Here is a 25,893-nt window from a genome sequence, read left to right on the forward strand (position 1 = left end):
ATGGTAAAGGACATTTAACTAGGATGCGCAATGAATTCGATAAATATAATATTGATTACACAGTTATGGATAATGATACAACACAGAATGTGCTGTCAGAGGATTTTATAATCTAATTTTCATTATACAGCTACTCAGAGCTCTCTTGGTTCCATTATCTGCTATTCGAATGCCGTCATTACAGTGCTTGATACAGCGATCTATAGCCAAACAATTTAATATTCCGCTACATGTTAGCGGAACCTATCTATATTATTATCCAAAAAACATAAAAAACTAAATTAACAAAGAATTCTTTAATAGAATCAGATATTGTGAAGAGCATAAAAGTCGAATGAGTGAATTAAAAACTGGCAGCTCCATTATATTTATGCAAATACTGAAGAGAAAGCGAGTAAATAACTTTCAACTGGCAGACTTACTGAAGTTCTGGGTATTAAAGTGATGCCAAACTTTATTTCAAAAAGTAAATAATTTACTAACGCTCGTGCACAAATTAAAAATAAATTATGCACGAGTGTAGCACTGTGAATTAGGAGCGCTATATTAGAGCTTACCTCACTATTAAAGCTATCGGTCAGATTAGATTAAAAACCTAATCTGACCGGTTTCTCTATAACCCTCTGAACCCTGATGTAATTATATGGTAATTAGCTTAACTGGTGGTTAATATGCAAATTGATTTTATTTGTATGTTGAGGTAGCATAAACCATACTGGTTTACATCACTGTGCAACTTTATAAATTTTCATTTTTATTTCTATTGACTACATTAATAGTTATAGTCCTAACATTACCTGAAAATTTAGGTAATATATTAAATTGGTCTCATCCAGTTCTAAATTATGATTTATCTTTTCGTATCGTACTAATATCTTTTCTATCAGTTGCATTTTTAGCTGTTCTACCAGCAAAAAATTTGAGTTTTTCAGAGATGCTTTCCTTTGCTGCTTACACTATCAGTTCGCTCAGTGCAATATTATCTGAGCAGACAATATTAGTTATAATATTCTTTGAGTTAATGACCATCAGTGCATTTTTTGTTATTGCAGCTAGCTGTAAAGATAGTGGATCTGCAATAAGGTACGCTTGTATACACTTTTTCGTTGGAGTTATATTGATAGCAGGATTGGCATTTCAAAGCACTAACCTGATAATTTTGGGTTTATTAATAAACTGTGCTTGTTTCCCTTTTTCATTTTGGGTTGTTGATGCGTATCCTGATGCGTCGCTGCATGGCACTACATATCTCTCTTTATTTACCACTAAAGTCTCTTTTTTAGTGATGCTTTTACACACTTATACCCTATGGCAAGATTGTACTGAAATATTAGCACTTGTAGGCGCTATTACTGTAATTTACAGCATTATATTTGCTTCCCTTGAGCAAAATATTCGTAGATTTTTATGCTATAATGCTGTAGGACAAATGGGCTTGCTGATTATTGCAGGAGGTTTACTTATCCCTTCGGAAAATGCAATACCAATTTTGATGTTACACATAATTTTCTCTCTTCTTTATCAATCACTATTATTTGTAGTCAGCAATTCGATTATTTCACAAACAAAAACAATTAGTTTTAATGGAATGGGTAAACTAATGTCAGTGGAAGGTATGTGCGCTATGATCGCAGTACTCACAATGGCTGCATTTCCTGGAACTGCTGGATTCATCAGTAAATCATACATTGCAGCTGAAATTGAAATAAATGGTGCTGCCCTAAAAGGATATAAAAATTTATACAAGATTCTGAATTTACTGCTTTATTTAAGCGTGGGACTCAAATTTCTTTACTACATATTTATTGCAAAAAGTAAGTCAAAACCTTTAACAAATAGGGAAGGTAAAATATCTATGCTTATTTTAGCATTTATATGTATAATCGCCGGCAACCCTTACTTACCTATTTACAATAAATCTTCGATTTTCGATTTTGTGTACAACACAAAAAATATTTTGTCGCAATTTAATTTGTTATTATGTACCACTTTATTGTTTATTCCTTTACGCAAGTTGTTTTACCCAAGGATAAATTTTAAAATGGATGTTGATTGGATTTTTAGAGCTCTTATACCATATATTGCTTTGCTGTTCAATCAACTGATCTTTAAAGTGAGAGAAATGTCTGCCAACTTACTGCAAAACTTGACTAATTCACTTGCTAGTTTATACTTTAATAATATTAATAAACTTAAAGAAGTGCTGAGTTATAACTCAGTGAGTTTTGTTTCAGCTTCTTCTCTCTTTTTAATGAGTATTCTACTAATTATATTATGTTTAAATCGTTAACTGAAAGTTTAAATTCTGTATTTAATAAACTGAGAGGAAAATCAATCATTTCTGAAGATGATTTTAACCTTGCCATGCGAGAAATACGCATGGCCTTAATCGAAGCTGATGTTTCACTTGAAGTTGCAAAAAAATTCATCAACGACATTAAAGATAAAGTGATTGGGGAAAAAGTCATAAAAAGCGTTTCTCCAGCGCAAATGATAATCAAAATTGTGCAGGATAATTTAGTTGCAGTTCTTGGATCAGAAAAAAGTGACTTAAATTTATCGGTTAAACCTCCTGCTGTGATTATGATGGTAGGTTTGCAAGGTGCGGGAAAAACAACTACTTCAGGGAAACTTGCTCTGAAGTTAAAAAAACAAAAGAAAAAAGTGTTGCTTGCTTCTTTGGACATTTATAGACCAGCCGCTCAAAAACAACTTGAAGTGCTAGGTAAACAAATAGATGTGCAAACTTTACCTATAATAATAGACGATAAGCCCACTGCAATTACAAAAAAGGCACTAACAGCAGCAAAAAATGATAATTATGATGTGTTAATACTGGATACCGCGGGCAGGCTTCATATCGACAACAATATGATGAGTGAGTTAAAAGCCGTAAAGGAAATATCCTCACCTACAGAGGTTATTTTAGTAACCGATGCAATGATAGGTCAAGATGCAGTAAACATTGCCAAATCATTCAATGAAGTAATAGGTGTAACTGGGATTATTCTCACCCGTGTTGATGGTGATGCACGTGGTGGTGCTGCTCTTTCTATGAAAATGATCACCAATTGTCCAATTAAATTTATTGCTTGTGGTGAAAAATTAAGTGACCTTGATGATTTTTATCCTGATAGAATTGCAAAAAGGATACTGAGTATGGGTGATGTTGTCTCATTGGTTGAGAAAGCTGCTGAGATTGTTGGTCAGGAAGAAATTGATAAACTGCAAAAGAAAGTAAAAAAGGGTAAGTTCGATCTGAACGACTTAGTGGGCATGTTAACAACCCTCAATAAAATGGATGGTATTAGCAACATAATGAAATTCATTCCTAGCTCATTCACAAAAAAGTTAAGCAGCGGTATACCAGACGATAATAAAGTGAAAAAATATATAGCCATTATAAATTCAATGACTGAAAAAGAAAGACAAAATCCGGATATTTTAAATGGCAAAAGAAGATTTAGAATTTCTAAAGGGTCCGGTACAAGTGTAACTGATGTTAATCTTTTAATTAAGCAGTATAATCAAATGAGCTCTATGGTAAATAAGTTCAGTAAAGTCGATCATAGTAAACTCAAAGAATCTGATTTAATGGATATGCTGAGCAGAAAATAAGTCAATAAATAGTAGAATGAAATAAAATCATCAATTGTAATTGCCGTTGAGTAGTGAAGTATATTATTTTAGCGTGAAGTAACAAATTCAATAAATTTCTGCAGTTGGAATTGGCATGATAATAAAAATTGATATTAAGTTACTTTATCTATATTTAATGCGTTGTTTTATAGCTAACACACTATACCACCGTAGCACTACACTAGTAACAGACCGAAGGTTGTCGATAGCTCAAGTTAGGTTAGTTATAGCATCCACAATATCGTTTGTAAACCTGTAGCTATATACAATAAATAAATTTTCTTATATATTCGTTGTTAGTATTTTGTATTTCCTGAACAGTTCCGTGAGAAATGATCTCCCCTTCATATAATACTGCTATTTTGTCAGCTATTTTAAATGCACTATGAATATCATGTGTAATCGTGATAATTGTAGGACGAAGATCTTTAGATAACTTTATTATTATCTCGTTTACTATATCTGACATAATTGGGTCCAACCCTGAAGTTGGCTCATCCAGGACGATGATTTCTGGATTGTGTGCAATTGCCCTTGCAAGTGCCACTCTTTTCTTCATTCCACCTGATAGTTCTATTGGAAACATATCTGCTATGTTTTCTTCCAGTCCAACGTCATTTAACTTCTCGATTGCCAGCTGTTTTGCTTCCTTTTTGCTAATATTAAAGCGTTTTTTATAATTAAAAGATATATTTTCCCACACTGTAACATAGTCAAATAAAGCAGAATTTTGAAATAAGACTCCAAATTTATTTTTGCTTTTACTATTTATTTTAATAGACCCTAAGTCTGGTTTTAGCAATCCAATGATTATTTTTGTTAATACAGATTTGCCACTTCCCGAGCCGCCAAGTATGACTAATGACTCTCCCTGCAATATATCAAAACTTATGTCGTTTAATATCGTTCTATCATCAAAAGATAAGCTTAAGTTCAATATTGATATTATGGGGCTATGCATGTATCAAAGTAATCAAGTAGTTTGCTAAAATGATCAATATAGACGATAAAACAACAGTTGATGTTGTAGCAACACCTACTCCTCGTGCACCTTCTCTACAATGGTAACCGTAATAACAACTTGAAACAGAAATTATAGCGCCAAAAGCAGTTGCTTTCATTAGCCCAACAACAAAATCGTACATATTAAAGAATTGAGCTGTATATTTTATGTATATATTTAAATTATGGTTAAATTCGAAGACTGCGGTGACATACCCTCCAAATATTCCTATTAGATCTGCACATACTGTAAGCATGGGAAATACTATGATTGACGCTAAAATCCTTGGTACAATTAAATATTTGAAAGGGTTGATGTCCAAAGTTGTAAGTGCATCTATTTGCTCAGTGATGCGCATCGTACCAATTTCTGCCGCAATTGACGACCCAACCTTCCCTACCATTATTAAACTGATCAAAACTGGCCCTAACTCTTTAATGATAGTGATCGTAACAAGTTTAGGTACTACTTGTTCTTGATTCATCAATAGACCACTCAAGCTACTTTGTAAAACTATCACCGCTCCTATAAAAACTCCAGTGAGCCCAACAATTGGCAAAGAGAAAAAGCCTATCTCTATAATTTGTCTTGCTACATTGCTAAAATAATATGGAGGAATAAAGCAGTGGTATAGAGATTGAATAAAAAATACAAATGCGTTACCAACCCTCAACAGAAAGTTAATAAAGCATCTACCGATTATTCTAACGCTGTCTATATTAAAAGAACTCACTTTACACTTATCTTAGCTAAAATTAGTTTTACTGATTTTATTAAAATTTTTATTAACTTCACCAGAGTATAGTCAAGATATGTCCTAAGTTCAATATACTTTGATCAAAATGCTTGAGTTTAAGTTTATAAGACTGAATTTTGTAAGAAAACCCTACTTATTTCGCTATTTACTTCTTGTAAAAAACATGCTACTAATAAATCGTGTTATAATTCGATTGGAGTAAGTTTTGGCAGTTCCAAAGAACAAAAAGTCAAAGTCAAAGTGTAATATGCATCGTTCTCATCATGCTATTAAGCCTAAGAATACCGTGGTATGTGCAAAAACTGGAGAATTCATGTTGCCTCACAACATAGCAGTTGACAACAGTTACAAAGGAAGACGTGTTTTCATTAAACAAAAGGCGGAGTAACTAATGGTATGTTACCTACGGTCAACAATAACATGGTTATCGCACTTGATGCTATGGGAGGTGATTTTGCACCTCTTTCCGTAATTCAGGGTGCTAGTTTTTTTTTGGATAATCTTGTTGATCTAGGCGTTAAAGTTTTTTTTCATATTTATGGAGATCAGAAAGAAATATCTCCTTTGCTTTCAAAATATAAAAAAGTAAGTGATAATTCCGAGTTTACCCATTGCTCTGACAATGTTCTTCCAAATGATAAGCCCTCTTTTGCATTGAGATATCGCAAAGATTCAAGTATGAAGGCTGCAATTGGCGCAGTGAAAGAAGGTAAGGCTTTCGGAGTGGTGTCTTCAGGCAACACTGGAGCATTGATGGCAATCTCTAGACTTATTCTAGGAACATTACCAAATATCTATCGTCCTGCTATTGCATCTGTCTGTCCAACTAAGACAAAAAGCTTTGCATTGCTTGATCTTGGTGCAAATGTTGACTGTAATACTGACTCATTATTTCAATTTGCATTAATGGGGAGTATATTTGCAAAAATAGCATTAAAAGTTGAAAATCCTGAAGTTGCTTTGCTAAACATTGGTACAGAAGAAGTGAAAGGTACTGACTCAGTAAGAGGAGCTTTTGAGTTACTCAAAAATGCTCCAAGTATTAACTTCAAAGGATATATAGAGGCAAGTGAATTTTTAGATGGTAATATAGACGTAATTGTTGCTGATGGTTTTGTTGGTAATGTAATGCTCAAGACAGCTGAGGCAACTGCTGGTACTTTTATCAGTCTAATAAAACAGGAAGTATTTAATTCATGGATGACAAAAATGCTTGTCGGCATATTGTTGAAACCCAAGCTAAATAAAGCATTAGAACGTTTTAATCCTAAAATTAGAAGTGGAGCTATGTTTTTAGGGCTAAATGGTATCATTATAAAGAGCCACGGAAATTCTGATGCTATTTCTTTTGCTCACGCTATAAAATTTGCAGTAAATGCAATCAGTGAAAATTTAAACCAGAAGATAATTAACGGGGTAAGTCATATTGAATAAAAGTTTCATATTAAGCACTGGTTCTTACCTACCAAAAAAAATTTTGAGTAATAACGAAATTGCATCGATAGTTGAAACAAACGATGAATGGATAAGGCAAAGAACAGGAATAGTTCAAAGACATATAGCAGATGAAGAAGAATTAACGTCAGATCTAGCTGTTAATGCAGCAAAAAATGCTATAGAAAAAGCGAAAATTTCAATAGATGAAATTGGTTTGATCATAGTTGCAACAACAACACCTGACAAAACTTTTCCTAGCTGTGCAACGATTATACAAAGTAAATTAAAGTGTAAAAACGCATTTGCTTTTGATGTACAGGCAGCATGCTCTGGTTTTATATATGCAGTTACAGTTGCTGATTCACTTATAAAGTCTAACGATAGAATTAAATACGCGCTTGTTATTGGTGCTGAAATAATGTCTAGGATTGTTGATTGGGAAGATAGGTCAACTTGTGTACTCTTTGGTGATGGTGCTGGTGCAGTGATAATGAAATCAGAAATGAGTAGCAGTAGCATTATATCAACAAACTTACACTCTGATGGCAATGTGGACTTATTATGTACAAACGGAGGAATATCCTCTACTCGTGATTCTGGAAAGATACTTATGAATGGAAGAGAAGTGTTTAAACATGCAGTAGAGAAATTAACAGCCTCAGTAGAGGAAACTCTAAAATGCAATAGTTTGAAGATTACTGATATTGACTGGTTAATTCCCCATCAAGCAAACATTCGCATTATTGAAGCAGTAGTAAAGAAATTAGATTTTCCTATAGAAAAAGTAATTAATACAGTTGATAAGCATGCAAACACCTCAGCAGCGTCAATTCCACTAGCCTTAGACTATGCAGTACAAGAATCAAAAATAAAGTCAGGAAATCTGATATTGCTGATTTCAATAGGTGCAGGTTTAGCCTGGGGTTCTGTGTTACTGCGCTATTAGACTTCCTATTACCCACGCTTCTTTTTTCTCAGTTTTATCGTTACATGCTGTACTGACAAAGTTTTGAGATATTATTACAAACATCATATTCACAAGAAATACTTGACTTCATGTGTACTAAGAAGCATTTTATATATGCTGTGTGCCCGTAGCTCAGTTGGATAGAGCAACAGCCTTCTAAGCTGTGGGTCGTAGGTTCGAATCCTACCGGGCACATTCTCTTCTATCAATGCTTTCTATAAATTCTCAAGTACTCTGGTACCACATTTTCAATTGCTAATGGTCGAATTTTCATTGTTTCGAGATCATCTGACTTTTCAATTGAACTACTCATCATAACTTTCACCTGATCTCGAGTAAGTATAGGGCTTGCATCTCCAGTTATAGGTTTTAACAGCACAGAAACAACTTTACTTTCTAAGAAGAAGGCTATCAATCTTGCCATTGGAAAAGATAAATTGATCAGTAAACACTTTCTGTTAGTAACATTCAGAATAAACTTTAATAAGCTTTTAAAAGAGTAAACTTTTGGTCCACCTATATTATAAATTTTTTTATCTTGCTTATTAAAACTGATAATACGATATACCACTTCAGCTAAGTTTGTTACACATATCGGCTGAAACTTCGTTATTCCACTACCGATTAACGGCAAAAAAGGAAGAATTGTTGCTAATCTTGCAAATTTATTGAAGAAACTATCTTCTTTACCGAATACAAGACTTGGCTTAATTATTATTGCTCCCTGAAATGCTGAAGTTACAGCTTTTTCACCTTCTAATTTACTGTGGGCGTATCTTGACAGCTTACTATTTTCTATTCCCATGGCAGAAAAATGTATCATCATGTATACACTTTTTATTTGCGCAGCTTTTGCTATTCTTTCAGCTACTCCAACATGAACGTCATAGAAATCGTATTTTCTTTTTTCATATAATATTCCTACTAAATTTATAACAACATCACACCCCTCCATACTTTCTAAAATTGATTTTTCATTAAAAAAATCTCCTTCAATTATTGATATTTGTCCTAAATTTCCACATAACTTCAGACAAGCAGCTTTTTCCTGATCACGAGTAAATATTCTTATTAAATACCCCGCCGCTGCCAAGCGTCTTACGATGTGTTTTCCTATAAATCCCGTTCCACCAAAAATAACTATACGTTTTATCACAGTTAAAACTTCCAATAACTTAACTTTAAATTAATACAATAGTTTTATTTAATATTCTATTGTGAATTCCTGCACTATAAGGTCCATTCTCATTCCATGAGAACCTTTAACTAAAATTACATCATTACCTTGAACAATATTAGCTAAATTACTTTTCAATTGGTTAGAATCATTGAAATGCATGCCTTTTACATTCTCCGGTAAAAGCCTATTCAATTCTAACATAAATTTACCGACCGTATGAACTTTATTCACATTGTGTTCTACTATAGAATCAAGCAATTCCGTATGAAATACTATGCTTTCATTACCAAGTTCTAACATATCACCAAGTAATGCCACTTTTCTCAGATTAGAATATGTACCTAAAGTTCTTATTGCAGCTTTCATTGAAGTAGGGTTGGCATTATAGGAATCATTAATCAAATGTACTAATTTTGCATTGTATTCAGCTTTATGAACATTACCTCTACCTTCTGTTACAGTAAAATTTTCAAGTGCTAGCGGTAATTTCGATAAATCAAGTCCTAGACTTTGCACAACTGCTGTAGCAACTAATGCAGAGTATGCAAAATGCTCACCCCGTACACGTAAATTGCAGTTTATAATTTGATCATTGTTCAGTTTAATTTTTAAATTTAGACCGTTATCGTTTCTTATTAGGTCTAACAAACAAACAGTAGCTCTTTCATTCTTACCAAAGCTTACTACACTTCTGTCAGCATTTGATAAGAGATAATCATAATGTTTATTATCCTTGTTCAAAACTAAAGTACCATTATTTTTCATACCATACAGAACTTCTAATTTCGCTTGCGCAATATCAAGTAGAGATGAAAAATTTTCAACATGCGCAGGTTCAATGTTGGTAATAACTGCAATATCCGGATTGCTAATCTCCGATAACTCTTTTATTTCACCAGCTCTATTCATTCCTATTTCAAGGATTAAGTACTGGCAGTTTTTTGGGGCTTTTAGAATTGTAAAAGGCAATCCTATATTATTATTCAAGTTACCTTCATTTACATGAGATACTCCATACTGCAACAAAACAGCGTTAAGCATATCTTTTGTAGTGGTTTTCCCAACACTACCTGTGATTGTGATAACTTTAGCATTAACAAGAATATTTCTAATGTAATATGATGCCATATTATGCAAAGCTTTTAGGGTATCTTGCACAATAATTAGAGGAAAATTTCTATATTTATCTTCTCTTACTACCGCAGCAACAGCTCCTTTTAAAAATGCTTCATGTAGAAAATCATGTCCATCAAAGTTCTTTCCCTTGAGAGCAATAAATAAATCACCTTTTTTTATTCTTCTTGTATCCGTTGAAATATTTGAGCTATATACCGAATTACAATCACCCTCTCCTCTTCCGCCAGTAGCATCAATAATATTATTTGCGTTCCATTTAAACATAATTTATCTTTAAAAGTAAATTGAACAAGAAAAGCAGTAAAAATACTACATGCTTTGGCAATGTACAATAATGATTGCAATCTCTATAATTTCATCTTATAATAGATATACAAGCTTAAATGTTTTCGTCTATAATTAGGTGTATTTTACTCCTGGTTGTAGAAAGTGTCTTGGAGGTATGTATGGTAAAAGTTTGGGCTAAGATAGGTGGAGCAGTTAAAACAGTTGCAGGAGCTACAAAAGACGTACTTCTTCTTGTGCCTAAAGCACTTGTTTACCCTGTAAAGAAGCCGTTTGCTTCACTGGATGAAATGAAACATGATGCCAAAATTTCGTTAAAGGAAGCTGTTGGTATGGATGTCCTTGAAGAAGGAAAGAAATATGAACCACCTATAGAAACCACAGAAGCTAGTAAGTACCTTGGTATACAAATAACAAAACAAGAAAAAGGAAAGGTGTTTTTTTTAGCGTCAAGAACTTTAACGGGGGATGTACCTTACTTGAGTACAGAGAAATTAGATAAAATAAGGAAAGATCTGCCAAATATAACTATTTTTAGAGAAGAAAACAAAATTGTAATTGAAGTTGATGTTGAGAAGATTATCCAAGAAATAAAAGATAAAAATCCAGGTATAGATGAAAAAGTAATGAAAAAGTATGCTCTTGAAGAAATTTATAATAAGATTGATTGTGATCTCAAAAATTTGGCAAAAATTACTGGTGGAGAGTTTAAAACTCACACAGATCCAAAATTGCTGTATGGTATTGCAGAAAAGTTGTATAAAGAATATGATAATCAAAAGCAACAGTCACAAGAAGTTATAGAGTCTATGGGTAAAGAAAAGTCATCAGAGAAAATTTCAAATAATTGGCAAAAAGCTATTAAACAAGATTTAAAAAGTTGCGAAAGCATAAGAGGTAAGGGGAAATAAATTATGGAGAGTGTTATGAAAGAAGTTAAAATAGAGGAAAGGTATCATAGCCTAACTATTCCTGGAGATATGTATCATTTACAACCAGAAGTTATTGCTGCAAGAAGGGCAAATAGAATAGAAACGTTTTCAAAAAGACACCAAATGGACTATGGGTCAGTTTTACGTGGACAAGATATACAGCTAGAAGACGTTTCAAGTCTTGAAGATGCTTCTAGCGAAGCAGCAATAAGCCCACCTTCTACACCAAATCATAAGCAAAATAGGAGAGGACCAGGAATTTAATAAAGTATGGTTAGTACAGCTTATGATGACACTAATATCTTTGCTAAGATATTAAGAGGTCAATTGTCTTATGAGGAAATACACAAAAATGAAAATGTGCTAGCTTTTCGTGATAAGTATCCTGATGCACCAGTTCATATTCTAGTTATACCAAAAGCTCAATACGTTTCATATGATGATTTTGTTCTGAAAGCTTCCGAAGAGGAAATAGTAAGTTTTTTTAAAACTGTTAGAGAAATAGCACATAAATATAACTTAGAAAAAACAGGATATAGATTAGTTACTAATCACGGTAAAGATGGAGAGCAAGTTATACCGCACTTTCACATACATATTTTAGGTGGTAAAAGATTAGGAAAGCATGTAAGTTCATAGTGTTATATGTTTTTTAAATGAGTGAATATTTAACCATATTAATTTTTATCTGTGTATCAATTGTAGTATCCTTTACTTTAGGTGTATTACCTATGTTTCTTGCAGTCAGTAACCCAGATGGTGAAAAGCTTTCTACATATGAGTGTGGCTTTAATCCTTTATCAAGAGCCAGAAAAAGTTTCGACATAAAATTTTACTTAGTTGCAATATTGTTCATAATATTCGATTTAGAAATTGCTTTTCTTTTCCCTTGGGCCGTTTCTTTATCTAAAATAAGCTATTGCGGATTTTGGTCTATGATGATATTCCTTGCAATACTTACTATAGGCTTTATTTATGAGTGGTGTAAAGGTGCGTTGGAATGGAAGTAAATTTATCTAATGGCGACTGGAATCGTTACAAAAAAGAAGGTTTTCTTATCACTAAATTTGGCGATTTAATAGATTATGTAATGAACTGGGCAAGGTCTGGTTCATTGTGGCCAATGACATTTGGTCTTGCATGTTGCGCAGTAGAGATGATGCACACTGCATCCAGTCGTTATGATCTTGATAGATATGGCATAATCTTTCGTGCAAGCCCAAGGCAAGCAGATGTTATGATTGTTGCTGGCACGTTAACTAATAAAATGGCAGCAGCATTGCGTAAAGTTTATGATCAAATGGCGGACCCCAAATACGTCGTTTCTATGGGAAGTTGTGCAAATGGCGGTGGCTATTATCATTATTCTTACTCAGTAGTCCGTGGTTGCGACAGAATTGTACCAGTTGATGTATATGTTCCTGGATGCCCTCCAACTGCTGAGGCGTTACTATATGGAATGCTATGTCTACAAAATAAAATAAAACGAACTAAGAATATATAGCATGGATAAAACTGCAAAATACATACAAAAAAAGACTAAATGTGAATGTATTCAGAAAAATGATGGCACTATTGTAATATATTCAGCTTTGAATGACATTGAAAATCACTTACTCTTTCTACGTGATGATGAAAAGTGTAGGCTTGAATTATTAGTTGACGTTTTTGGAGTTGACTACCCAGATAGAAAAAAACGTTTCGAGCTAATATACAATTTGCTCAGCCTTGTGCACAATATCAGAGTGCACATAAAGCTTCAGTTATGTGAAGGTGATATACCTCTAAGTGCAGCAAAGATATTTAACGCAGCTTCGTGGTTTGAGCGTGAAGTATTTGATATGTATGGAATAGAGTTTTCTAATCACCCAGATTTACGTAGGATTTTAACGGATTATGGATTCAAAGGTCATCCAATGTTAAAAGATTTTCCTCTCACTGGCTACGAGGAAGTAAGATACGATATAGAGGCAAAAAAGGTTGTATATAATCCTATAGACTTACCGCAAGATTTTCGTATGTTTGACAGCTTATCCCCTTGGGAAGGTAGTAAAGCCACAAAAGTAAATATAAAGGAGTAGAAAATGACAGCACAAAGAAAAAAAATATCTTTGATTGGTGCAGGAAATATCGGTGGGACTCTTGCCCATATGATTGCACTAAGAGAGCTAGGAGATGTTATTTTGCTTGATGTAAGCGATGGAATACCACAAGGTAAAGCGCTTGACATTACAGAATCATCTCCTATTGATCGATCTAATGTCAATATTACTGGTACAAATAGGTATGAAGATATAAAAAACTCTGACGCAATTATAATAACTGCTGGAATTGCCAGAAAACCTGGAATGAGCAGAGATGACCTTCTGCAAACTAATGCTGCAGTAATGAAAGAGGTTGGGGAAAATATTAAAAAACATTCTCCAAACGCATTTGTAATAGTGGTTACCAATCCTTTAGATGCTATGGTTTCAGTGGTGCACAAATCTTCGAGTCTGCCAACTAATATGATTGTTGGTATGGCAGGAGTGCTTGACTCTGCTCGTTTTCGTTATTTTCTTGCAAGTGAGTTAAATATTTCTGTCGAAGATGTATCTGCTTTTGTGCTTGGAGGACATGGTGACACTATGGTACCACTAATCAATTATGCTTCAATTGCTGGCATTCCACTTACCCAAATCATTGAGATGGGTTTGATTACGCGAGGAAAAGTTGATGAAATAGTTGAGCGCACTCGTAATGGTGGAAAAGAAATAGTTGATCTACTTAAATCTGGATCTGCATACTATGCTCCTGCATCTTCAGCCATAAGCATGCTAGAATCATACTTAAAAGATAAAAGGCGTATATTGCCATGCGCTGCTTATCTTAATGGTGAATATGGTGTGAAAGACTTATTCATTGGTGTTCCTACTATTATTGGCAAAAATGGAGTTGAGAAAGTTCTAGAAGTTAAAATGAACGATAGTGAACAAGAGATGTTTTATAAATCTGTGAGTGCAGTAAAAGAGCTCTGTCAGCTAAATTAATTGCCCTATAGAATTTCTTTGAGCTCAAGCTTCGAAAACAGTCTAAAAAAATTATTTGTAGTTATTTTTGCTACTTCTTCTGGCGATTCATTCCATAATTTCGCTAAACAATTCACAACGTATTTCACCATTGCCGGTTCATTTTTTCTTCCTCTGTAAGGCTCAGGAGATAGATAAGGTGCATCAGTTTCAACTAAAACACGCTCACGTGGCACATTTTGTGCAATTTCTCTTAGTAAGTTTGCATTTTTAAAAGTAATAATTCCAGAAAATGAAATGTATAATCCCAAGTCCATAGCCTTATAAGCAAGCTCTTTAGAAGAAGCAAAGCAATGCATTACTCCACTAAAAGCGTCCTTCCTCATTTCTGAATTTAACATATCAATCATCTCACTATCAGCACTTCTAGTATGAATAACTAAAGGTAATCCTGTTACTTTTGCCGCTTCTATATGTGATGCAAAACTTTTTTTTTGATTGCTTTTGTTATCAGATTTATAAAAATCTAATCCGGTTTCACCGATACTAATTACCTTTTTACCCTTAGTAAATTCAATCAATTCATCAGCATGTATACACTCACCTTTTTCCACAGTAGTATCAAGCGGATGTACACCAACGGAGCAGTAGACTTGATCATAGGATAAAGAGATTTTTAATAATTTAGGGATATCATCGACGCTTATGCATATGTTATGCAAAATTCTCACACCATTTTGCTCTGCCCTTGAAATTACCTTTGGTATTTCATCATCAGAAAAATAAAGTAGATGACAATGAGAATCAACTATCATAAATAGATCCTTTTATGATAGAAGAAAACTCTTCTATCACTGTTTTATAAACTTCTTTTTTGAACGGTATAGCACTGGCTACCAAATCATTCACATTCTGCCAACGCCACTCTTTGAACTCTGGATGATCAGTATAGTTAATATTAATATCCTTATCCTCTCCATAAAATTTCATTAAGAACCATCTTTGCCTTTGGCCAGAATATTTACCATTCCAGCATACTGGTATAACTTCCTCAGGTAAGTTATAGTGTATCCACTCTTTATTTTTAGCCACAACTTCTGCTTTATCAGTACCAACTTCCTCCAATAGCTCGCGTAGTGCTGCCTGCTCCAGCTCTTCACCATCGTCAATTCCCCCTTGTGGCATCTGCCAATAAGAGTCACTATCAAAACGTTTTCCAATAAAAACATTTCCCTGTTTGTTAAATAGCATTATGCCAACACAAGGGCGATACTCTTTTTTTTGCCTAACCACAAACACTCTCTGTTGATAAATTATCTATCATAGAAGCTAACTACTTTTTACCATTCATTTTTTCAACAATTTTTTTTTGCAACTTCTTTTGCGCTTAAGTTTAAGTTATCAATTTCAAGTGAACCTTGAGGCACAAATAGTTTCTTTCCTTTAATTCTTCTCATAGCAAAATCTGAATCAGTAATTTTTCTCTCCTGCTCTCTTTCCTTTGATTGAAAGCGCTTTACTAGTTCTGCACTATTACAATATAACACCACAGGAAGAATCTCCACATTCATTTTTTCACTTAAATTTACCACTGAATTGTATACTCTTTGATCATAGGAATCACCTTTTATCAATTCGTTTGTAAATATATAATGCTTTGATTCTATATGGTATTTTTCCAATATTGCTAACATATTCTCTCTAATCACAAAAATTTCTTCCCATATTTCACTTGTAACCTCAGCGTTTCTGAAATCAATAATATCAAATATGATATTATTAAACAGGTTATTGTCTACTATCACCCCATCAATAATATTACACAGCTCTTTTGCGGTCGTAAGTTTGCCACTACCCGGAAATCCGATTAAGTAAATGAGCATACCATTAGAAAACTGTCATATATTACAAACAAAAGAATATGTATTATAAATGTTAAGTTAAAAGCATATCAAAAACAATTCATATTCAGAAATTTTGAGTGTATAATCATAAAAAATTATATAACTTAGAATAATGACTGGTGACACAGAATCAATAAAAAATACAATTGTAGATGTAATAGATCAAAACAAAGGTCAAGATATAGTTACTTTTGATGTGCAGAATAAAACTGTCATTGCAAAATATATGATCATTGCATCCGGTGATTCGAGCCGCCATGTAAAAGCATTAGCTGAGCACGTGATAAAAAATCTCAAGCAATATGATAAAATAGATGTAGAAGGTATGGATGAAGGTAACTGGGTGATTGTGAATTTTCAAGGTATAATGGTTCACCTATTCAGGCCAGAAGTAAGAGAATATTATAAAATAGAAGAGTTATGGAATTGATTATCCAGGTAGCTGGTATACACTTGTTCAAATATTGTAATTTTGAAGGCAACCCTTACGAAGTTGGTGGTGTCATTCCAGTGCTTGACACTGGAATCTAGAAAACTAGATCATAAACGAGCACACTATACAACATTTTTGATGAAATTTCATAATAAACTCGATTCCAGCGTCAAGCACTGGAATGACGCCATCATTAACAACACCGTTTACACACAAAATAACATATTATGAAACATAAATCCGAGTTTTTAAATTTCATTCAAGAAAGAGGATACCTATATCAATGTACAAACATTGAAGGATTAGACCAGCTATTATCACAAGATAATTATATAATTGCATACATTGGGTTTGATTGTACGGCACCAAGTTTGCATATTGGCAGTCTCATTCAAATCATGATGCTCCGTCACCTACAAAAATTCGGTTATAAGCCAATAGTTCTACTTGGAGGTGGCACAACAAAAATTGGTGACCCATCTGGTAAAGACAAAGCAAGAAGCGTCTTGCCGATAGAAGATATCAATCAAAATATACTTGGTATAAAGAAAACCCTCGAGAAGATGATATCTTTCGATGATGGCAAAACCGGTGCAATCATAGTAAACAACGCAGATTGGTTAGATAGCATAAAATATATAGACTTTTTGCGTGATATAGGGGCACATTTTTCTGTAAATCGCATGTTAGGCTTTGATAGTGTGAAAACTAGGCTAGATAGGGAACAAAATCTAAGCTTTCTCGAGTTTAACTACATGTTGTTACAAGCCTATGATTTTGTTGAGTTGAATAAAAAGTATGACTGTCGTTTCCAGATTGGAGGGTCAGACCAATGGGGAAATATAGTAAACGGAATTGAACTTGGCAAAAAGTTAAATTTACCTGAGATGTTTGGTCTTACCACGCCTCTTTTATTAAACGCACAAGGAAAAAAGATGGGCAAAACTGAAAGTGGGGCATTATGGCTTGATGGCAGTATGCTCAAGCCTTATGACTACTGGCAATATTTTCGCAATGTTGATGATCAAGATGTTGGTCGCTTCTTGAGACTTTTCACTGATTTACCAACTGATGAAATTAAAAAACTAGAGTCCTTGAAGGATCAAGAAATAAATGAAGCAAAAAAGGTCTTGGCAACAGAAGTGACAAAAATATGTCACGGTTGTAAAGAAGCGAAACTTGCACGATCTGCTGCAATCTCTGCTTTTGAAAATGAAGACAGTTCATTGCTTTCTAGTTACACTATAGCAAAAGAACAAGTCGCAAATGGTATATCCTTGATAGACTTGCTGTACAACACCGGTTTTGAATCTTCAAAAGGCGCAGCAAAGCGTTTAATACAGGGAAATGGATGTAAAGTTAATGATAATACTATAAATGATGTTAACTATACAATAAACTCTGAAAGCTTTAAAGGTCAGCCATTTATCAAATTATCTGCAGGAAAGAAACGCCATATTAAAATTTTAGTGAGTGAAGTAAGAAAGTAAATTTGTCTCCGTTCAGCAGAATAGCAAAATAAGGTAGCCAAGAAAAGACAACTATAGGAACAAATGGATATCATTGAAGCAGCTGACACTGTGGCAGAATCGCTAGGCAACCCTACTATCGCTAGCAGTTTCTTGCTGTCGATTTGCTAAGATTGGTTTATCAACTTGAGTATCAGGCTTTGACAATTTATATATAGCATTGACAACTATTAGTGCTGTTGCTGTAATTGCAACTACTGCTATAACTATAGGTATTAACTCAGCTATAATTGCTCCGGCTGTAAAAAGTGCTATAGATATAGCAGTACCTAATAATGCAGTTACTCCACCGGCAATCCACCCTTTCTTAATTGCTGAACGATTAAGATAGTATGAAGGAGTCTCTCCCCACATATCTACTGCATTAACATTGACACCTCTTTCTACAAGAGCATCTATTATGGCCATACTGCGAAATAAAGCAGCATAGCGTAAAGGAGTCCTTCTCCATATATTTATTGCATTAACATCTGCACCTTTTTCTATGAGAGCGTTTGCTATGTTTATACTATCAAGATAAGTAGTATTATGTAAAGGAATATCTCCTTTTACATCTTTTTCATTAACATTTGCCCTTTTTTCCATGAGAGCCTTCGCTATATTTTCTAGGTTAAAGGAAGCCACTAAGTGCAAAAGAGTCTCTTTTTCACCATCTTTAAACACATAATTTATATCAAAGCCAGACTTTTCCCACTCTTCATATTCCTTTGAATATCTTTTCAGCTCATTTTGTATTTTTTCAATTACGTTATCTTTGCTTAAATCTTTGTCAACATTAACTAAACTCAATAATTCGTGCCAATTTGAAATTTCCATTGTCATAACCTCACATTTAATTTTCAATAATGTATTTAATTATATGATAAGAAGTCAATTTAAATAAATTACATATACATGGAACTTATCAGATAAATATATAATATGAACTAGATTCCAGCGGGCTTTGTTGCATCACTACCTATGAAAGGCTAACTATACAAGCAGCTTATTGAAAATCTTATTTTTTGCAATCAATCTGATCAAATTTAAGAATAGTAATTTATTGTTTGTACTAGTAAATTTAATTCTACTTAAAATAGCTAAAGCATTAAAATTCTTGAATTCTAGCTAGATTAGTGAATGATAGTAAAACTTCTTTTACTTAAATTTAGATATTTACTGACTGTCCTTACTATAAATGCTAGAATAATAAGCTATTGACATTCTACACTTTTTTATCTTTTATCCATCGTAGATAGCAATGCAACAAAGCCCAATAGCATCAACTTAAGGAAAGATGTTAAGGAGTAAAATACTACAAAAAATAGGACCTTTGGTTTCTATTTTATTTCAATAAAGAAGATATCAGTAAAGCTTATCTATTAAGGTGTCACATAGAGGAGTGCTATAAACGACTCAAAGTAGAAACAGAGTTAGAGAATTTTTCTGAGATAAATTTAGAGATAAGAATTTTGTGCAAACTTGGTCATGTGCAATACTTCATATGTGTTATTCACAAGGGCCTTGGAACCCAGATCAAATTGCTGAGTATCGTTTAAATTTTTCAGTTTTATTTGGTATAATGAAACAAAAACTTTATCAGGTGCTTGTTGGAACCAAAAAATTTTCAAGCCCTTTTTAAGTATACGCACTAAAGTTAACGTGAAGATTGTATAGCTGCAATAAAGTAGATAAGCCTAAACGCCATCATGTCTTTAGGAGAGCTTGCTAATTTATTCTCTTAAGTTAACGCCATTGCCTGAACAGATACATAAAAAAGTAGTACTTGCAAGAAAGAGTTACTTAAGAAATTAATTAATTTTGCTATTTTCTCTAACATATCTAGAAGAAATAGATACATTATCTAATGCAGTCCTAATACTAGAATTGTTCTCATTAACAACTACAGCTAGCTCAAAAGCATTCAAAGTACATCTACCATATGGAAACAGTACAGTACTTACTTCAGTAAATGCATCTTGTATCATGCCACTATTTCGAGCTCGTATTAAAATAGAATTGACACATTCATTATTACCTTTATATATAGCAAAGGCAATTGGTTTGATGACATACGTCATACCTGGAAGCTGCACAATATCTTTAGAAGTAAGGATATTTCGCAGTGTATCACTATTTTGAGCCCGTATTAAAATAGAATTGATACATTCGTTATTGCCTTTATATATAGCAAAGTTAAGTAGCGTTAAAGCACACGCTCTAAGAACCTGTTTAAAATCTTTGTAAAAGGAGAGAACAATCATCTGTAGGCTAGTATTAAGTTTACGCTCGCAATTTTTCCAAAGTCGTCTACACTTCTCCAACCAGGCGAAAGAGCGTTCGACAACCCATCTCTTTGGCAGCACAACAAAAGAATGTAACTCACTGCGCTTTATAACCTCAACAGTTGCACCGATAATATCTTTTATTTGAGTTGCAAATTTTTCTCCCGTGTAACCTGCATCAACAAGTACATTTTTGACCTCAGAGAGATTTTCTTGCGCACTTTCAACCATTTTCATAGCACTGCTACGATCAGTTGTGTCTGCTGTTGTTACATAAATTGCATGTGGTAATACCAATTCCCGCTATACAAGCAACGAATAGACAATAATGGAAAAAAAGCCATACTGGAGTAAGTAAAATAGCGAGGTTTAGATGGCATTAAGATCAAAATTATTGGATGAAAAAGTGGTGGAATCAGCAAAAGAGATGCTGAAGAAAGTAAGAAATAATGCGTATGTTGCAAAAAAACTAAATGCTGTAATTGCAGCAAAAAAGCACAGTATAACAGCTGTAGCAAAAATATGTTGCATTTCGAGAAAGGCAATTACTACATGGATAAAGCACATAAAATTTGGAAGAGAAGAAAAATTATTTTCTCCACCTCAACGCCGTAGAAAAACTATATTGAACCAAAGTCAACTTGAACAAATTGAGGTGTGGATAGAGGAAAACCCCAATATTACTATTAGAGAAATGAGAATAAGAATCCAAGAAAGATTTGGTTTGAATATCAGCAAATCCACAATACATCGTAATATGCAAAGAATGAAATTCTCATATATCACACCAAGACCAGTTCATAGTGGACAGGATAAAAATAAGCAAGAGGAGTTTAAAAAAAAACCTCAATGAAACTATTGTCATGCATTCTGAAAAAGAGCTATTTTTCTTCGATGAATCACGGTTTGGTACACATTCAAAAGTTGGACATGGGTGGTTTAAAAAAGGCAGTAGGACACAGGTTAAGGTAAAATTAGGTAGGGAAAATTTTTATCTCTATAGTGCAGTTAATCCCAGAAATGGAGAGAATTTTAGCTTATTTGCACCAAACGTCAACACTGCTTGTATAAATATATTCCTTGAACAGATGTCGCAATATTTAGGAATACGAAAGGCTTTTCTCGTGATGGATTGCGCTAGTTGGCATAAGTCAAAAAGTTTAAAGATACCTAAAAATATCGAAATTATATACCTACCACCATACTCACCTGACCTCAATCCTGTTGAGAGGTTTTGGTTATATATAAAACAGAACATTTTGCGCAATAAAATCTACGATACAATTGTTCTGCTTGAGAGCGCTTTGTGTAAATTTATTACCTCTCTTTCCCCTTCCACGGTTAAACAACTCTGCAATGCTTCTTATTTGGTTCATTAATAATGAGAGTTGGTATAAGACAACTTAAAGGCCGTGTTGCAATATCTTCAGCAACAAAAACACCCTGCAGCATACCATTATTTTGAGCTTGTTCTAAAATAGAATTGATACATTCGTTATTACCTTTATATATAGAGAAGCTAAGTGGTGTTAAAGCATATGATATAATATTTAACTTTATAATATTTCTAGCAGCAAGAATATCTTGTAATATACCACTTTCCTGAGCTTTTACAAAAATAGCATTAACATATCTTTCCTTATTTTCATATATGGCAAAGCCAAGCGATGTTAAGGTGTATGACCTATCATCTTTATAGTGTATAATATTTTCAGTATTAATAATCTCTTGCAATATACCATTGTTTTTAGCTTGTTCTAAAATAGAATTAACACATTCATTGTTATTTCTATGTATAGTAAGGCTAAGAAGTGTCAAGGTGCGTCCCCCACCTCTTGGAAATCGTGTAGTATATTCTGTTGTAAGAACTTTTAGTAAATCATTTTTTGAAACTGCTTTCAAGATATTACTGATGCTTCTTCCATTCCATATGGATCCTTTTAACTGAAAATACAAATCTTCTTGTTTTCGTGTTAAATTTTGATGATTTAGCATATTTTTGTAACCTCATTTTCAAGTTAGTGCAGTTTATGTTAGTATACACTGATAGAAGAAATTTTATAATATGTTCTGGAAAAAATGTACAATGATCAATGAGGAAATCATAAGAGAGAGCTTAAAAAAAGTCATAGAGAAAAAAGGTGGTCAGGGTATTGGCACAGTATCTTCAATTGTTATTAAGGGTAAAGATGTTGCCTTTGCTCTTGAAGTTACTGAAGAAAATGAAGAATTAAGAAGAAATTGTGAGCAAGCTGTTAAGGCGATAACGGGAGTAGGGAAGGTTACTGTAGTTGCTACTGGTCAAAAACAAGCTAGGCAACAAAAAGCTAAACTTCATATCGAAGGAGTGAAAAATATAATTGTCGTTGCTTCTGGTAAAGGAGGTGTGGGTAAGTCGACAGTTGCACTAAATCTAGCTCTTTCGTTAGCAGAATTAAAATATAAAGTTGCGCTAGTTGATGCAGATATATATGGTCCTTCGATTCCTAAAATATTGGGCACTGAGAATTTAAAACCAGAAATACAGAGTGGTAAAGCAATGCCTATAGAGAAACATGGTCTCTATACTATTTCAATTGGCTATTTTATTGATAAGGACCGCGCAGCAATATGGCGTGGACCTATGATCACAAAAGCACTTTACAATTTGCTAATGGGAACAAGGTGGTCTGATATAGAATATTTAATCATTGATACACCGCCTGGCACTGGCGATGTACATTTAAGTCTGATGGAGAATTTTAGTTTAACTGGAGCAATAATAGTTTCAACCCCACAGGAGCTTGCTTTAATTGATGCACGAAAAATTTATGATATGTTCACAAAGCTCAGCGTATCAATTATCGGTATTGTGGAAAATATGAGCTATTTTGTTCAAGATAATTCAAAAATACACATATTTGGAAAAGACGGTGCAAAAAAAATGTCTGAAGAGCTGGGAGTCAAACTCTTGGGCAGAGTTCCTCTAGATCCGAAAATATGTAGTGCTTCTGATTGTGGAGATCCTTCAATGCTAAGTGAGGATTTAGTAAGGATTTATGAAGACATTGCTAAAGATGTTAGGTCTTTTGTATGCAGTCTATAAAGTTTGTTTAAACTACTTTTAAAATAAGTAGAATGTAATTTTAGGTGAATAAAATATTTCAAATGGCAGCAGCTACCTCGTGTCTGAACAAACAATAGACTTCTTGGATAACTTAAGAAACAAGTAGTAGAAGCAATATTAGGGAAGGTATAAAATTTGAGCAGGCAAGTAAATTTGATGAAGAGAAGCTTCGAAGACTAACAAGAGTAAAAAGAAAAACATTGGAAAAATAATAGAAATTTTAATAGAGGAAGAGGCCAATAAAAAGGCAAGAGGAGGAAAACCAAATAAACAATGCATGTTTGTTAATAGCACTAGAATATTTGCGTAAATACCGTACATATTTCCATATAGCACAAAGCTATGGAATAAGTGAAAGTGCTTGCTAACGGCTGGATAGAAGATGCATTGATAAAACATCCAGATTTCAGGAAGATAAAGAGCTATTAAAGTCAAATGTAGAATACGAGATTTTAGTAATAGATGGCCCTATAGAAAGAGCAAAAGAGACTTAGGAAAAAAGCTTAGAATTTCATTCCAGCGTATATAAGACCTACTGCGAAACGGTATGGAACTAATTTCAGCATGAGTTAGGTCAACAGCAGGATCAATTAAAACTCATGTTTGAGGGGGAGTGTTAAATAAAGCATACGCGTCAAGTTAAGGAAATAAAGGTATGAAGAAGATAGGATAACAAGGTATAAGTTCTCTCGGATATATTTTAGTGAGAGAACTAATGATGAATAAAATAACTTGCTTATCAAATTACCTCAACAAATTTTTCAATGAGAGAGCAAATAATTAAAACAGAAAAGGAAGAGAAAATTGAGTAGTTCATCATTCATAAAAGCTATAATTTGGGGTAATATAGGAGTTGCAAACTGCAGCATAGATACAATGTGCCAATTATTAAACGAAGCATCTGTAGTAATAACAAAACAGGGTCTAGATTTTAGGTTTACTGAAGAAGCAGTGGAATTTATGAAAAGGATGTATAATGAATCTATGGTTCTTTTTAAAAATATCTTGCAAGTTGATTGCAAAATCTTACAGCTATTTAATAGTGTTAAATTATTGGACAGTAGCTATATTACTCTACCTAACAATATGGAAGAGATGTATAAAGGTTATGGTACTAGCTACAGTGGCTATGAAAGCAATACTAAGTCTGGAATAAAGTTACAATTAGTTTTCGACTACATGAATCAGATAATAGACCAACTTAATTTAACGGAGGGAGTAAGATCAGACCAGGGATATAGGAAACATTTAAGTAATATATTAAGCAATGATTTGCTAATATCTGATCTCGGTTATTTTGTGCCAAGTTCTTTTAAACAAATCAATGAAATAGGAGCTTATTTCATAAGTCGTTATAAATCCGATACCAACATATATGATGTAGAAACAAATCAAAAAATGGAGTTATTAGAATGTTTAGAGGATAAGTTATTTTTAGAAAACGAGGTATTGTTAGAACCTGTACATGATCTCAAGAAAGGAATAAACTAAGAGATAATGTATATAAGTTAGGATATATGAGGAGTGTATACCCAAGTGATATAAGTCGGGAAAGATTTGAGATTATATTACCAGATCTAGAATCCTGTAGAAAAAAAACAAAACCAAGAAAACTGGATTTATATGAGTTATTTTGCGGTGTACTTTATGTGCTAAAAAGTGGCTGTCAGTGGCGAATGCTACCAAAAGAGTTTCCAAAATGGCGCAATTGTTACGATTACTTCAAGAGATGGAGTAAAAAACCGAATGAAGATAGAGAAAGTGTTCTAGAAATTGTCTTAAAAAAAATTAGTTGGAGAGGTTCGTTTCAACAGTGGTCGGAATACAAAAACAAGCTTCTGCATCATTGATGCTCAAAGTGTAAAAAACACCGATATTGCTGAAGAAAAAGGTTATGATGCCGGCAAGAAAATTTCAGGAATAAAGCGTCATATTGCAGTAGATACGCAAGGTTTGCCACATGCAATTTATATTACTACAGCTAATATCGGAGATCGTACTGCTGCTGTAGAGATGATTTGTAACGCAAGAAAAAATCTTTCCGAAGTTCAAAATATACTAGTTGATGCAGGTTATACAGGAGAAAATTTTGCAACTCAAATAAAAACGACTATTGGTGCAACCGTTGAAGTAATAAAACGAAGTGAATTACATACCTTTGTTGTATTGCCAAAAAGGTGGGTTGTAGAGCGTTCTTTTGCTTGGCTGGAAAAGTGTAGACGGTTATGGAAAAATTGCGAGCGTAAACTCAATACTAGACTACAAATGGTCGTTCTAGCTTTTACTGCCTTGCTCCTCAAAAGATTATGAAC

Annotated in this window: 27 protein-coding genes, 1 tRNA gene and 3 pseudogenes; 21 read left to right on the forward strand and 10 right to left on the reverse strand. The window is 33.6% G+C overall.

Annotated elements, in window-relative coordinates:
* Positions 1 to 730 precede the first annotated feature (730 nt).
* Positions 731 to 2,290 carry a proton-conducting transporter membrane subunit gene (locus tag ABWU62_RS02245; protein ID WP_353287380.1) on the forward strand — a complete coding sequence of 520 codons (1,560 nt, stop codon included), beginning with the start codon at positions 731 to 733 and terminating at the stop codon, positions 2,288 to 2,290.
* Positions 2,275 to 3,618 carry a signal recognition particle protein gene (gene ffh / locus ABWU62_RS02250; RefSeq protein WP_353287381.1) on the forward strand — a complete coding sequence of 448 codons (1,344 nt, stop codon included), beginning with the start codon at positions 2,275 to 2,277 and terminating at the stop codon, positions 3,616 to 3,618. Before ABWU62_RS02245 ends, ffh begins: the two co-directional genes overlap by 16 nt.
* A gap of 280 nt (positions 3,619 to 3,898) precedes the next feature.
* Here ffh and ABWU62_RS02255 read toward each other — a convergent pair whose 3' ends face one another.
* Positions 3,899 to 4,600, reverse strand: coding sequence for an ABC transporter ATP-binding protein (locus ABWU62_RS02255; RefSeq protein WP_353287382.1), 702 nt, complete (start codon positions 4,598 to 4,600; stop codon positions 3,899 to 3,901).
* Positions 4,593 to 5,375 carry an MlaE family ABC transporter permease gene (locus ABWU62_RS02260; protein WP_353287383.1) on the reverse strand — a complete coding sequence of 261 codons (783 nt, stop codon included), beginning with the start codon at positions 5,373 to 5,375 and terminating at the stop codon, positions 4,593 to 4,595. The genes ABWU62_RS02255 and ABWU62_RS02260 overlap by 8 nt, the downstream gene beginning before the upstream one ends.
* A 229-nt stretch (positions 5,376 to 5,604) precedes the next feature.
* Between ABWU62_RS02260 and rpmF the strand changes: the two genes are divergently transcribed.
* From rpmF to ABWU62_RS02280, 4 genes are all read left to right on the forward strand, one after another.
* Complete coding sequence (gene rpmF, locus ABWU62_RS02265; RefSeq protein WP_353287384.1) at positions 5,605 to 5,787, forward strand: 50S ribosomal protein L32; 183 nt, start codon at positions 5,605 to 5,607, stop codon at positions 5,785 to 5,787.
* Positions 5,788 to 5,795: 8 nt separating this feature from the next.
* Entirely contained in the window at positions 5,796 to 6,833 is a 1,038-nt protein-coding gene (gene plsX / locus ABWU62_RS02270; protein WP_353287385.1) for a phosphate acyltransferase PlsX, read from the forward strand.
* Positions 6,826 to 7,782, forward strand: coding sequence for a beta-ketoacyl-ACP synthase III (locus ABWU62_RS02275; protein ID WP_353287386.1), 957 nt, complete (start codon positions 6,826 to 6,828; stop codon positions 7,780 to 7,782). The genes plsX and ABWU62_RS02275 overlap by 8 nt, the downstream gene beginning before the upstream one ends.
* A 142-nt stretch (positions 7,783 to 7,924) precedes the next feature.
* Positions 7,925 to 7,998, forward strand: a tRNA-Arg gene (locus tag ABWU62_RS02280).
* A 10-nt stretch (positions 7,999 to 8,008) separates the two neighbouring features.
* Here ABWU62_RS02280 and ABWU62_RS02285 read toward each other — a convergent pair.
* Together ABWU62_RS02285 and ABWU62_RS02290 are read right to left on the reverse strand one after the other, a co-directional pair.
* On the reverse strand, positions 8,009 to 8,974 hold the full coding sequence (locus ABWU62_RS02285; protein WP_353287387.1) for a complex I NDUFA9 subunit family protein: 966 nt from the start codon (positions 8,972 to 8,974) through the stop codon (positions 8,009 to 8,011).
* Between the two features lie 33 nt (positions 8,975 to 9,007).
* Entirely contained in the window at positions 9,008 to 10,384 is a 1,377-nt protein-coding gene (locus ABWU62_RS02290; RefSeq protein WP_353287388.1) for a UDP-N-acetylmuramoyl-tripeptide--D-alanyl-D-alanine ligase, read from the reverse strand.
* A 182-nt stretch (positions 10,385 to 10,566) separates the two neighbouring features.
* Between ABWU62_RS02290 and ABWU62_RS02295 the strand changes: the two genes are divergently transcribed.
* Genes ABWU62_RS02295 through mdh form a run of 7 tightly spaced genes read left to right on the forward strand, consistent with a single transcriptional unit; the run spans position 10,567 to position 14,366 of the window.
* The gene (locus tag ABWU62_RS02295; RefSeq protein ID WP_353287389.1) at positions 10,567 to 11,316 is read left to right on the forward strand and encodes a hypothetical protein; all 750 of its coding nucleotides are present in this window, start codon (positions 10,567 to 10,569) and stop codon (positions 11,314 to 11,316) included.
* A 3-nt stretch (positions 11,317 to 11,319) separates the two neighbouring features.
* Positions 11,320 to 11,601 carry a hypothetical protein gene (locus tag ABWU62_RS02300; RefSeq protein ID WP_353287390.1) on the forward strand — a complete coding sequence of 94 codons (282 nt, stop codon included), beginning with the start codon at positions 11,320 to 11,322 and terminating at the stop codon, positions 11,599 to 11,601.
* A 6-nt stretch (positions 11,602 to 11,607) separates the two neighbouring features.
* The gene (locus ABWU62_RS02305; protein ID WP_353287391.1) at positions 11,608 to 11,976 is read left to right on the forward strand and encodes an HIT domain-containing protein; all 369 of its coding nucleotides are present in this window, start codon (positions 11,608 to 11,610) and stop codon (positions 11,974 to 11,976) included.
* 17 nt (positions 11,977 to 11,993) lie between these two features.
* Positions 11,994 to 12,347 (forward strand): NADH-quinone oxidoreductase subunit A, encoded by a 354-nt coding sequence (locus ABWU62_RS02310; RefSeq protein ID WP_006014410.1) that lies wholly within the window; start codon positions 11,994 to 11,996, stop codon positions 12,345 to 12,347.
* Positions 12,338 to 12,841, forward strand: a complete 504-nt coding sequence (locus ABWU62_RS02315; RefSeq protein ID WP_353287392.1) for a NuoB/complex I 20 kDa subunit family protein — start codon at positions 12,338 to 12,340, stop codon at positions 12,839 to 12,841. The genes ABWU62_RS02310 and ABWU62_RS02315 overlap by 10 nt, the downstream gene beginning before the upstream one ends.
* Before the next feature lies 1 nt (position 12,842).
* Positions 12,843 to 13,418 (forward strand): NADH-quinone oxidoreductase subunit C, encoded by a 576-nt coding sequence (locus tag ABWU62_RS02320; RefSeq protein ID WP_214249946.1) that lies wholly within the window; start codon positions 12,843 to 12,845, stop codon positions 13,416 to 13,418.
* A 3-nt stretch (positions 13,419 to 13,421) separates the two neighbouring features.
* Complete coding sequence (gene mdh / locus ABWU62_RS02325; RefSeq protein WP_264330816.1) at positions 13,422 to 14,366, forward strand: malate dehydrogenase; 945 nt, start codon at positions 13,422 to 13,424, stop codon at positions 14,364 to 14,366.
* Between the two features lie 5 nt (positions 14,367 to 14,371).
* Here the strand turns inward: mdh and ABWU62_RS02330 are convergent, their stop codons facing one another.
* From ABWU62_RS02330 to ABWU62_RS02340, 3 genes are all read right to left on the reverse strand, one after another.
* On the reverse strand, positions 14,372 to 15,160 hold the full coding sequence (locus ABWU62_RS02330; RefSeq protein ID WP_353287393.1) for a TatD family hydrolase: 789 nt from the start codon (positions 15,158 to 15,160) through the stop codon (positions 14,372 to 14,374).
* The gene (locus ABWU62_RS02335) at positions 15,150 to 15,638 is read right to left on the reverse strand and encodes an RNA pyrophosphohydrolase (RefSeq protein ID WP_353287394.1); all 489 of its coding nucleotides are present in this window, start codon (positions 15,636 to 15,638) and stop codon (positions 15,150 to 15,152) included. Before ABWU62_RS02335 ends, ABWU62_RS02330 begins: the two co-directional genes overlap by 11 nt.
* A gap of 62 nt (positions 15,639 to 15,700) precedes the next feature.
* Positions 15,701 to 16,228: a hypothetical protein gene (locus tag ABWU62_RS02340; protein ID WP_353287395.1), complete on the reverse strand. Its 528-nt coding sequence runs from the start codon at positions 16,226 to 16,228 to the stop codon at positions 15,701 to 15,703.
* A gap of 133 nt (positions 16,229 to 16,361) precedes the next feature.
* Here ABWU62_RS02340 and rsfS point away from each other — a divergent pair, with 133 nt between their 5' ends.
* Both rsfS and tyrS read left to right on the forward strand, forming a co-directional pair.
* The gene (gene rsfS / locus ABWU62_RS02345) at positions 16,362 to 16,679 is read left to right on the forward strand and encodes a ribosome silencing factor (RefSeq protein WP_353287396.1); all 318 of its coding nucleotides are present in this window, start codon (positions 16,362 to 16,364) and stop codon (positions 16,677 to 16,679) included.
* 230 nt (positions 16,680 to 16,909) lie between these two features.
* Positions 16,910 to 18,172, forward strand: coding sequence for a tyrosine--tRNA ligase (tyrS, locus tag ABWU62_RS02350; RefSeq protein WP_353287397.1), 1,263 nt, complete (start codon positions 16,910 to 16,912; stop codon positions 18,170 to 18,172).
* A gap of 102 nt (positions 18,173 to 18,274) precedes the next feature.
* On the opposite strand, the gene ABWU62_RS02355 is transcribed toward tyrS, so the two are convergent.
* Positions 18,275 to 19,027 carry an ankyrin repeat domain-containing protein gene (locus ABWU62_RS02355; protein ID WP_353287398.1) on the reverse strand — a complete coding sequence of 251 codons (753 nt, stop codon included), beginning with the start codon at positions 19,025 to 19,027 and terminating at the stop codon, positions 18,275 to 18,277.
* 512 nt (positions 19,028 to 19,539) lie between these two features.
* Here ABWU62_RS02355 and ABWU62_RS02360 point away from each other — a divergent pair.
* A pseudogene (locus tag ABWU62_RS02360) lies at positions 19,540 to 19,922 on the forward strand (IS4 family transposase); the annotation flags it as partial.
* 514 nt (positions 19,923 to 20,436) lie between these two features.
* On the opposite strand, the pseudogene ABWU62_RS02365 reads toward ABWU62_RS02360, so the two are convergent.
* Positions 20,437 to 20,766: pseudogene (locus tag ABWU62_RS02365) on the reverse strand (transposase); the annotation flags it as partial.
* Positions 20,767 to 20,848: 82 nt separating this feature from the next.
* Here ABWU62_RS02365 and ABWU62_RS02370 point away from each other — a divergent pair.
* Positions 20,849 to 21,854 (forward strand): IS630 family transposase gene (locus ABWU62_RS02370; protein ID WP_353287090.1). Its coding sequence is split into 2 segments (ribosomal slippage): positions 20,849 to 21,310 and positions 21,312 to 21,854, totalling 1,005 coding nucleotides; the frame shifts between segments, so codons are not numbered across the junction.
* Here ABWU62_RS02370 and ABWU62_RS02375 read toward each other — a convergent pair.
* Positions 21,817 to 22,470, reverse strand: coding sequence for a hypothetical protein (locus ABWU62_RS02375; RefSeq protein WP_353287399.1), 654 nt, complete (start codon positions 22,468 to 22,470; stop codon positions 21,817 to 21,819). The two genes, ABWU62_RS02370 and ABWU62_RS02375, sit on opposite strands and share 38 nt — an antisense overlap.
* A 70-nt stretch (positions 22,471 to 22,540) precedes the next feature.
* Between ABWU62_RS02375 and ABWU62_RS02380 the strand changes: the two genes are divergently transcribed.
* The 4 genes and pseudogenes from ABWU62_RS02380 (at position 22,541) to ABWU62_RS02395 (ending at position 25,891) form a co-directional block, all read left to right on the forward strand.
* Entirely contained in the window at positions 22,541 to 23,560 is a 1,020-nt protein-coding gene (locus tag ABWU62_RS02380; RefSeq protein ID WP_353287400.1) for an Mrp/NBP35 family ATP-binding protein, read from the forward strand.
* Between the two features lie 302 nt (positions 23,561 to 23,862).
* Positions 23,863 to 23,949 (forward strand): transposase family protein, encoded by an 87-nt coding sequence (locus ABWU62_RS08350; protein ID WP_410542193.1) that lies wholly within the window; start codon positions 23,863 to 23,865, stop codon positions 23,947 to 23,949.
* 350 nt (positions 23,950 to 24,299) lie between these two features.
* A pseudogene (locus tag ABWU62_RS02390) lies at positions 24,300 to 25,036 on the forward strand (IS4 family transposase); the annotation flags it as partial.
* A gap of 62 nt (positions 25,037 to 25,098) precedes the next feature.
* Positions 25,099 to 25,891 (forward strand): IS5 family transposase gene (locus ABWU62_RS02395; RefSeq protein WP_353287093.1). Its coding sequence is split into 2 segments (ribosomal slippage): positions 25,099 to 25,362 and positions 25,364 to 25,891, totalling 792 coding nucleotides; the frame shifts between segments, so codons are not numbered across the junction.
* Positions 25,892 to 25,893 lie beyond the last annotated feature (2 nt).

Source organism: Wolbachia endosymbiont (group B) of Gerris lacustris, from assembly GCF_964028355.1.
Lineage (GTDB): Bacteria > Pseudomonadota > Alphaproteobacteria > Rickettsiales > Anaplasmataceae > Wolbachia.

Coding starts and splice junctions, on each gene's coding strand:
- ABWU62_RS02330 (WP_353287393.1), bottom strand. CDS start 15,160: ATGATAGTTGATTCTCATTGTCATCTACTTTATTTTTCTGATGATGAA.
- ABWU62_RS02315 (WP_353287392.1), top strand. CDS start 12,338: ATGGAAGTAAATTTATCTAATGGCGACTGGAATCGTTACAAAAAAGAA.
- ABWU62_RS02355 (WP_353287398.1), bottom strand. CDS start 19,027: ATGGAAATTTCAAATTGGCACGAATTATTGAGTTTAGTTAATGTTGAC.
- ABWU62_RS02340 (WP_353287395.1), bottom strand. CDS start 16,228: ATGCTCATTTACTTAATCGGATTTCCGGGTAGTGGCAAACTTACGACC.
- ABWU62_RS02380 (WP_353287400.1), top strand. CDS start 22,541: ATGTTCTGGAAAAAATGTACAATGATCAATGAGGAAATCATAAGAGAG.
- ABWU62_RS02305 (WP_353287391.1), top strand. CDS start 11,608: ATGGTTAGTACAGCTTATGATGACACTAATATCTTTGCTAAGATATTA.
- ABWU62_RS02295 (WP_353287389.1), top strand. CDS start 10,567: ATGGTAAAAGTTTGGGCTAAGATAGGTGGAGCAGTTAAAACAGTTGCA.
- plsX (WP_353287385.1), top strand. CDS start 5,796: ATGTTACCTACGGTCAACAATAACATGGTTATCGCACTTGATGCTATG.
- ABWU62_RS02375 (WP_353287399.1), bottom strand. CDS start 22,470: ATGCTAAATCATCAAAATTTAACACGAAAACAAGAAGATTTGTATTTT.
- ABWU62_RS02300 (WP_353287390.1), top strand. CDS start 11,320: ATGGAGAGTGTTATGAAAGAAGTTAAAATAGAGGAAAGGTATCATAGC.
- ABWU62_RS02290 (WP_353287388.1), bottom strand. CDS start 10,384: ATGTTTAAATGGAACGCAAATAATATTATTGATGCTACTGGCGGAAGA.
- ABWU62_RS02255 (WP_353287382.1), bottom strand. CDS start 4,600: ATGCATAGCCCCATAATATCAATATTGAACTTAAGCTTATCTTTTGAT.
- tyrS (WP_353287397.1), top strand. CDS start 16,910: ATGAAACATAAATCCGAGTTTTTAAATTTCATTCAAGAAAGAGGATAC.
- ABWU62_RS02320 (WP_214249946.1), top strand. CDS start 12,843: ATGGATAAAACTGCAAAATACATACAAAAAAAGACTAAATGTGAATGT.
- ABWU62_RS02310 (WP_006014410.1), top strand. CDS start 11,994: ATGAGTGAATATTTAACCATATTAATTTTTATCTGTGTATCAATTGTA.
- mdh (WP_264330816.1), top strand. CDS start 13,422: ATGACAGCACAAAGAAAAAAAATATCTTTGATTGGTGCAGGAAATATC.
- ffh (WP_353287381.1), top strand. CDS start 2,275: ATGTTTAAATCGTTAACTGAAAGTTTAAATTCTGTATTTAATAAACTG.
- rsfS (WP_353287396.1), top strand. CDS start 16,362: ATGACTGGTGACACAGAATCAATAAAAAATACAATTGTAGATGTAATA.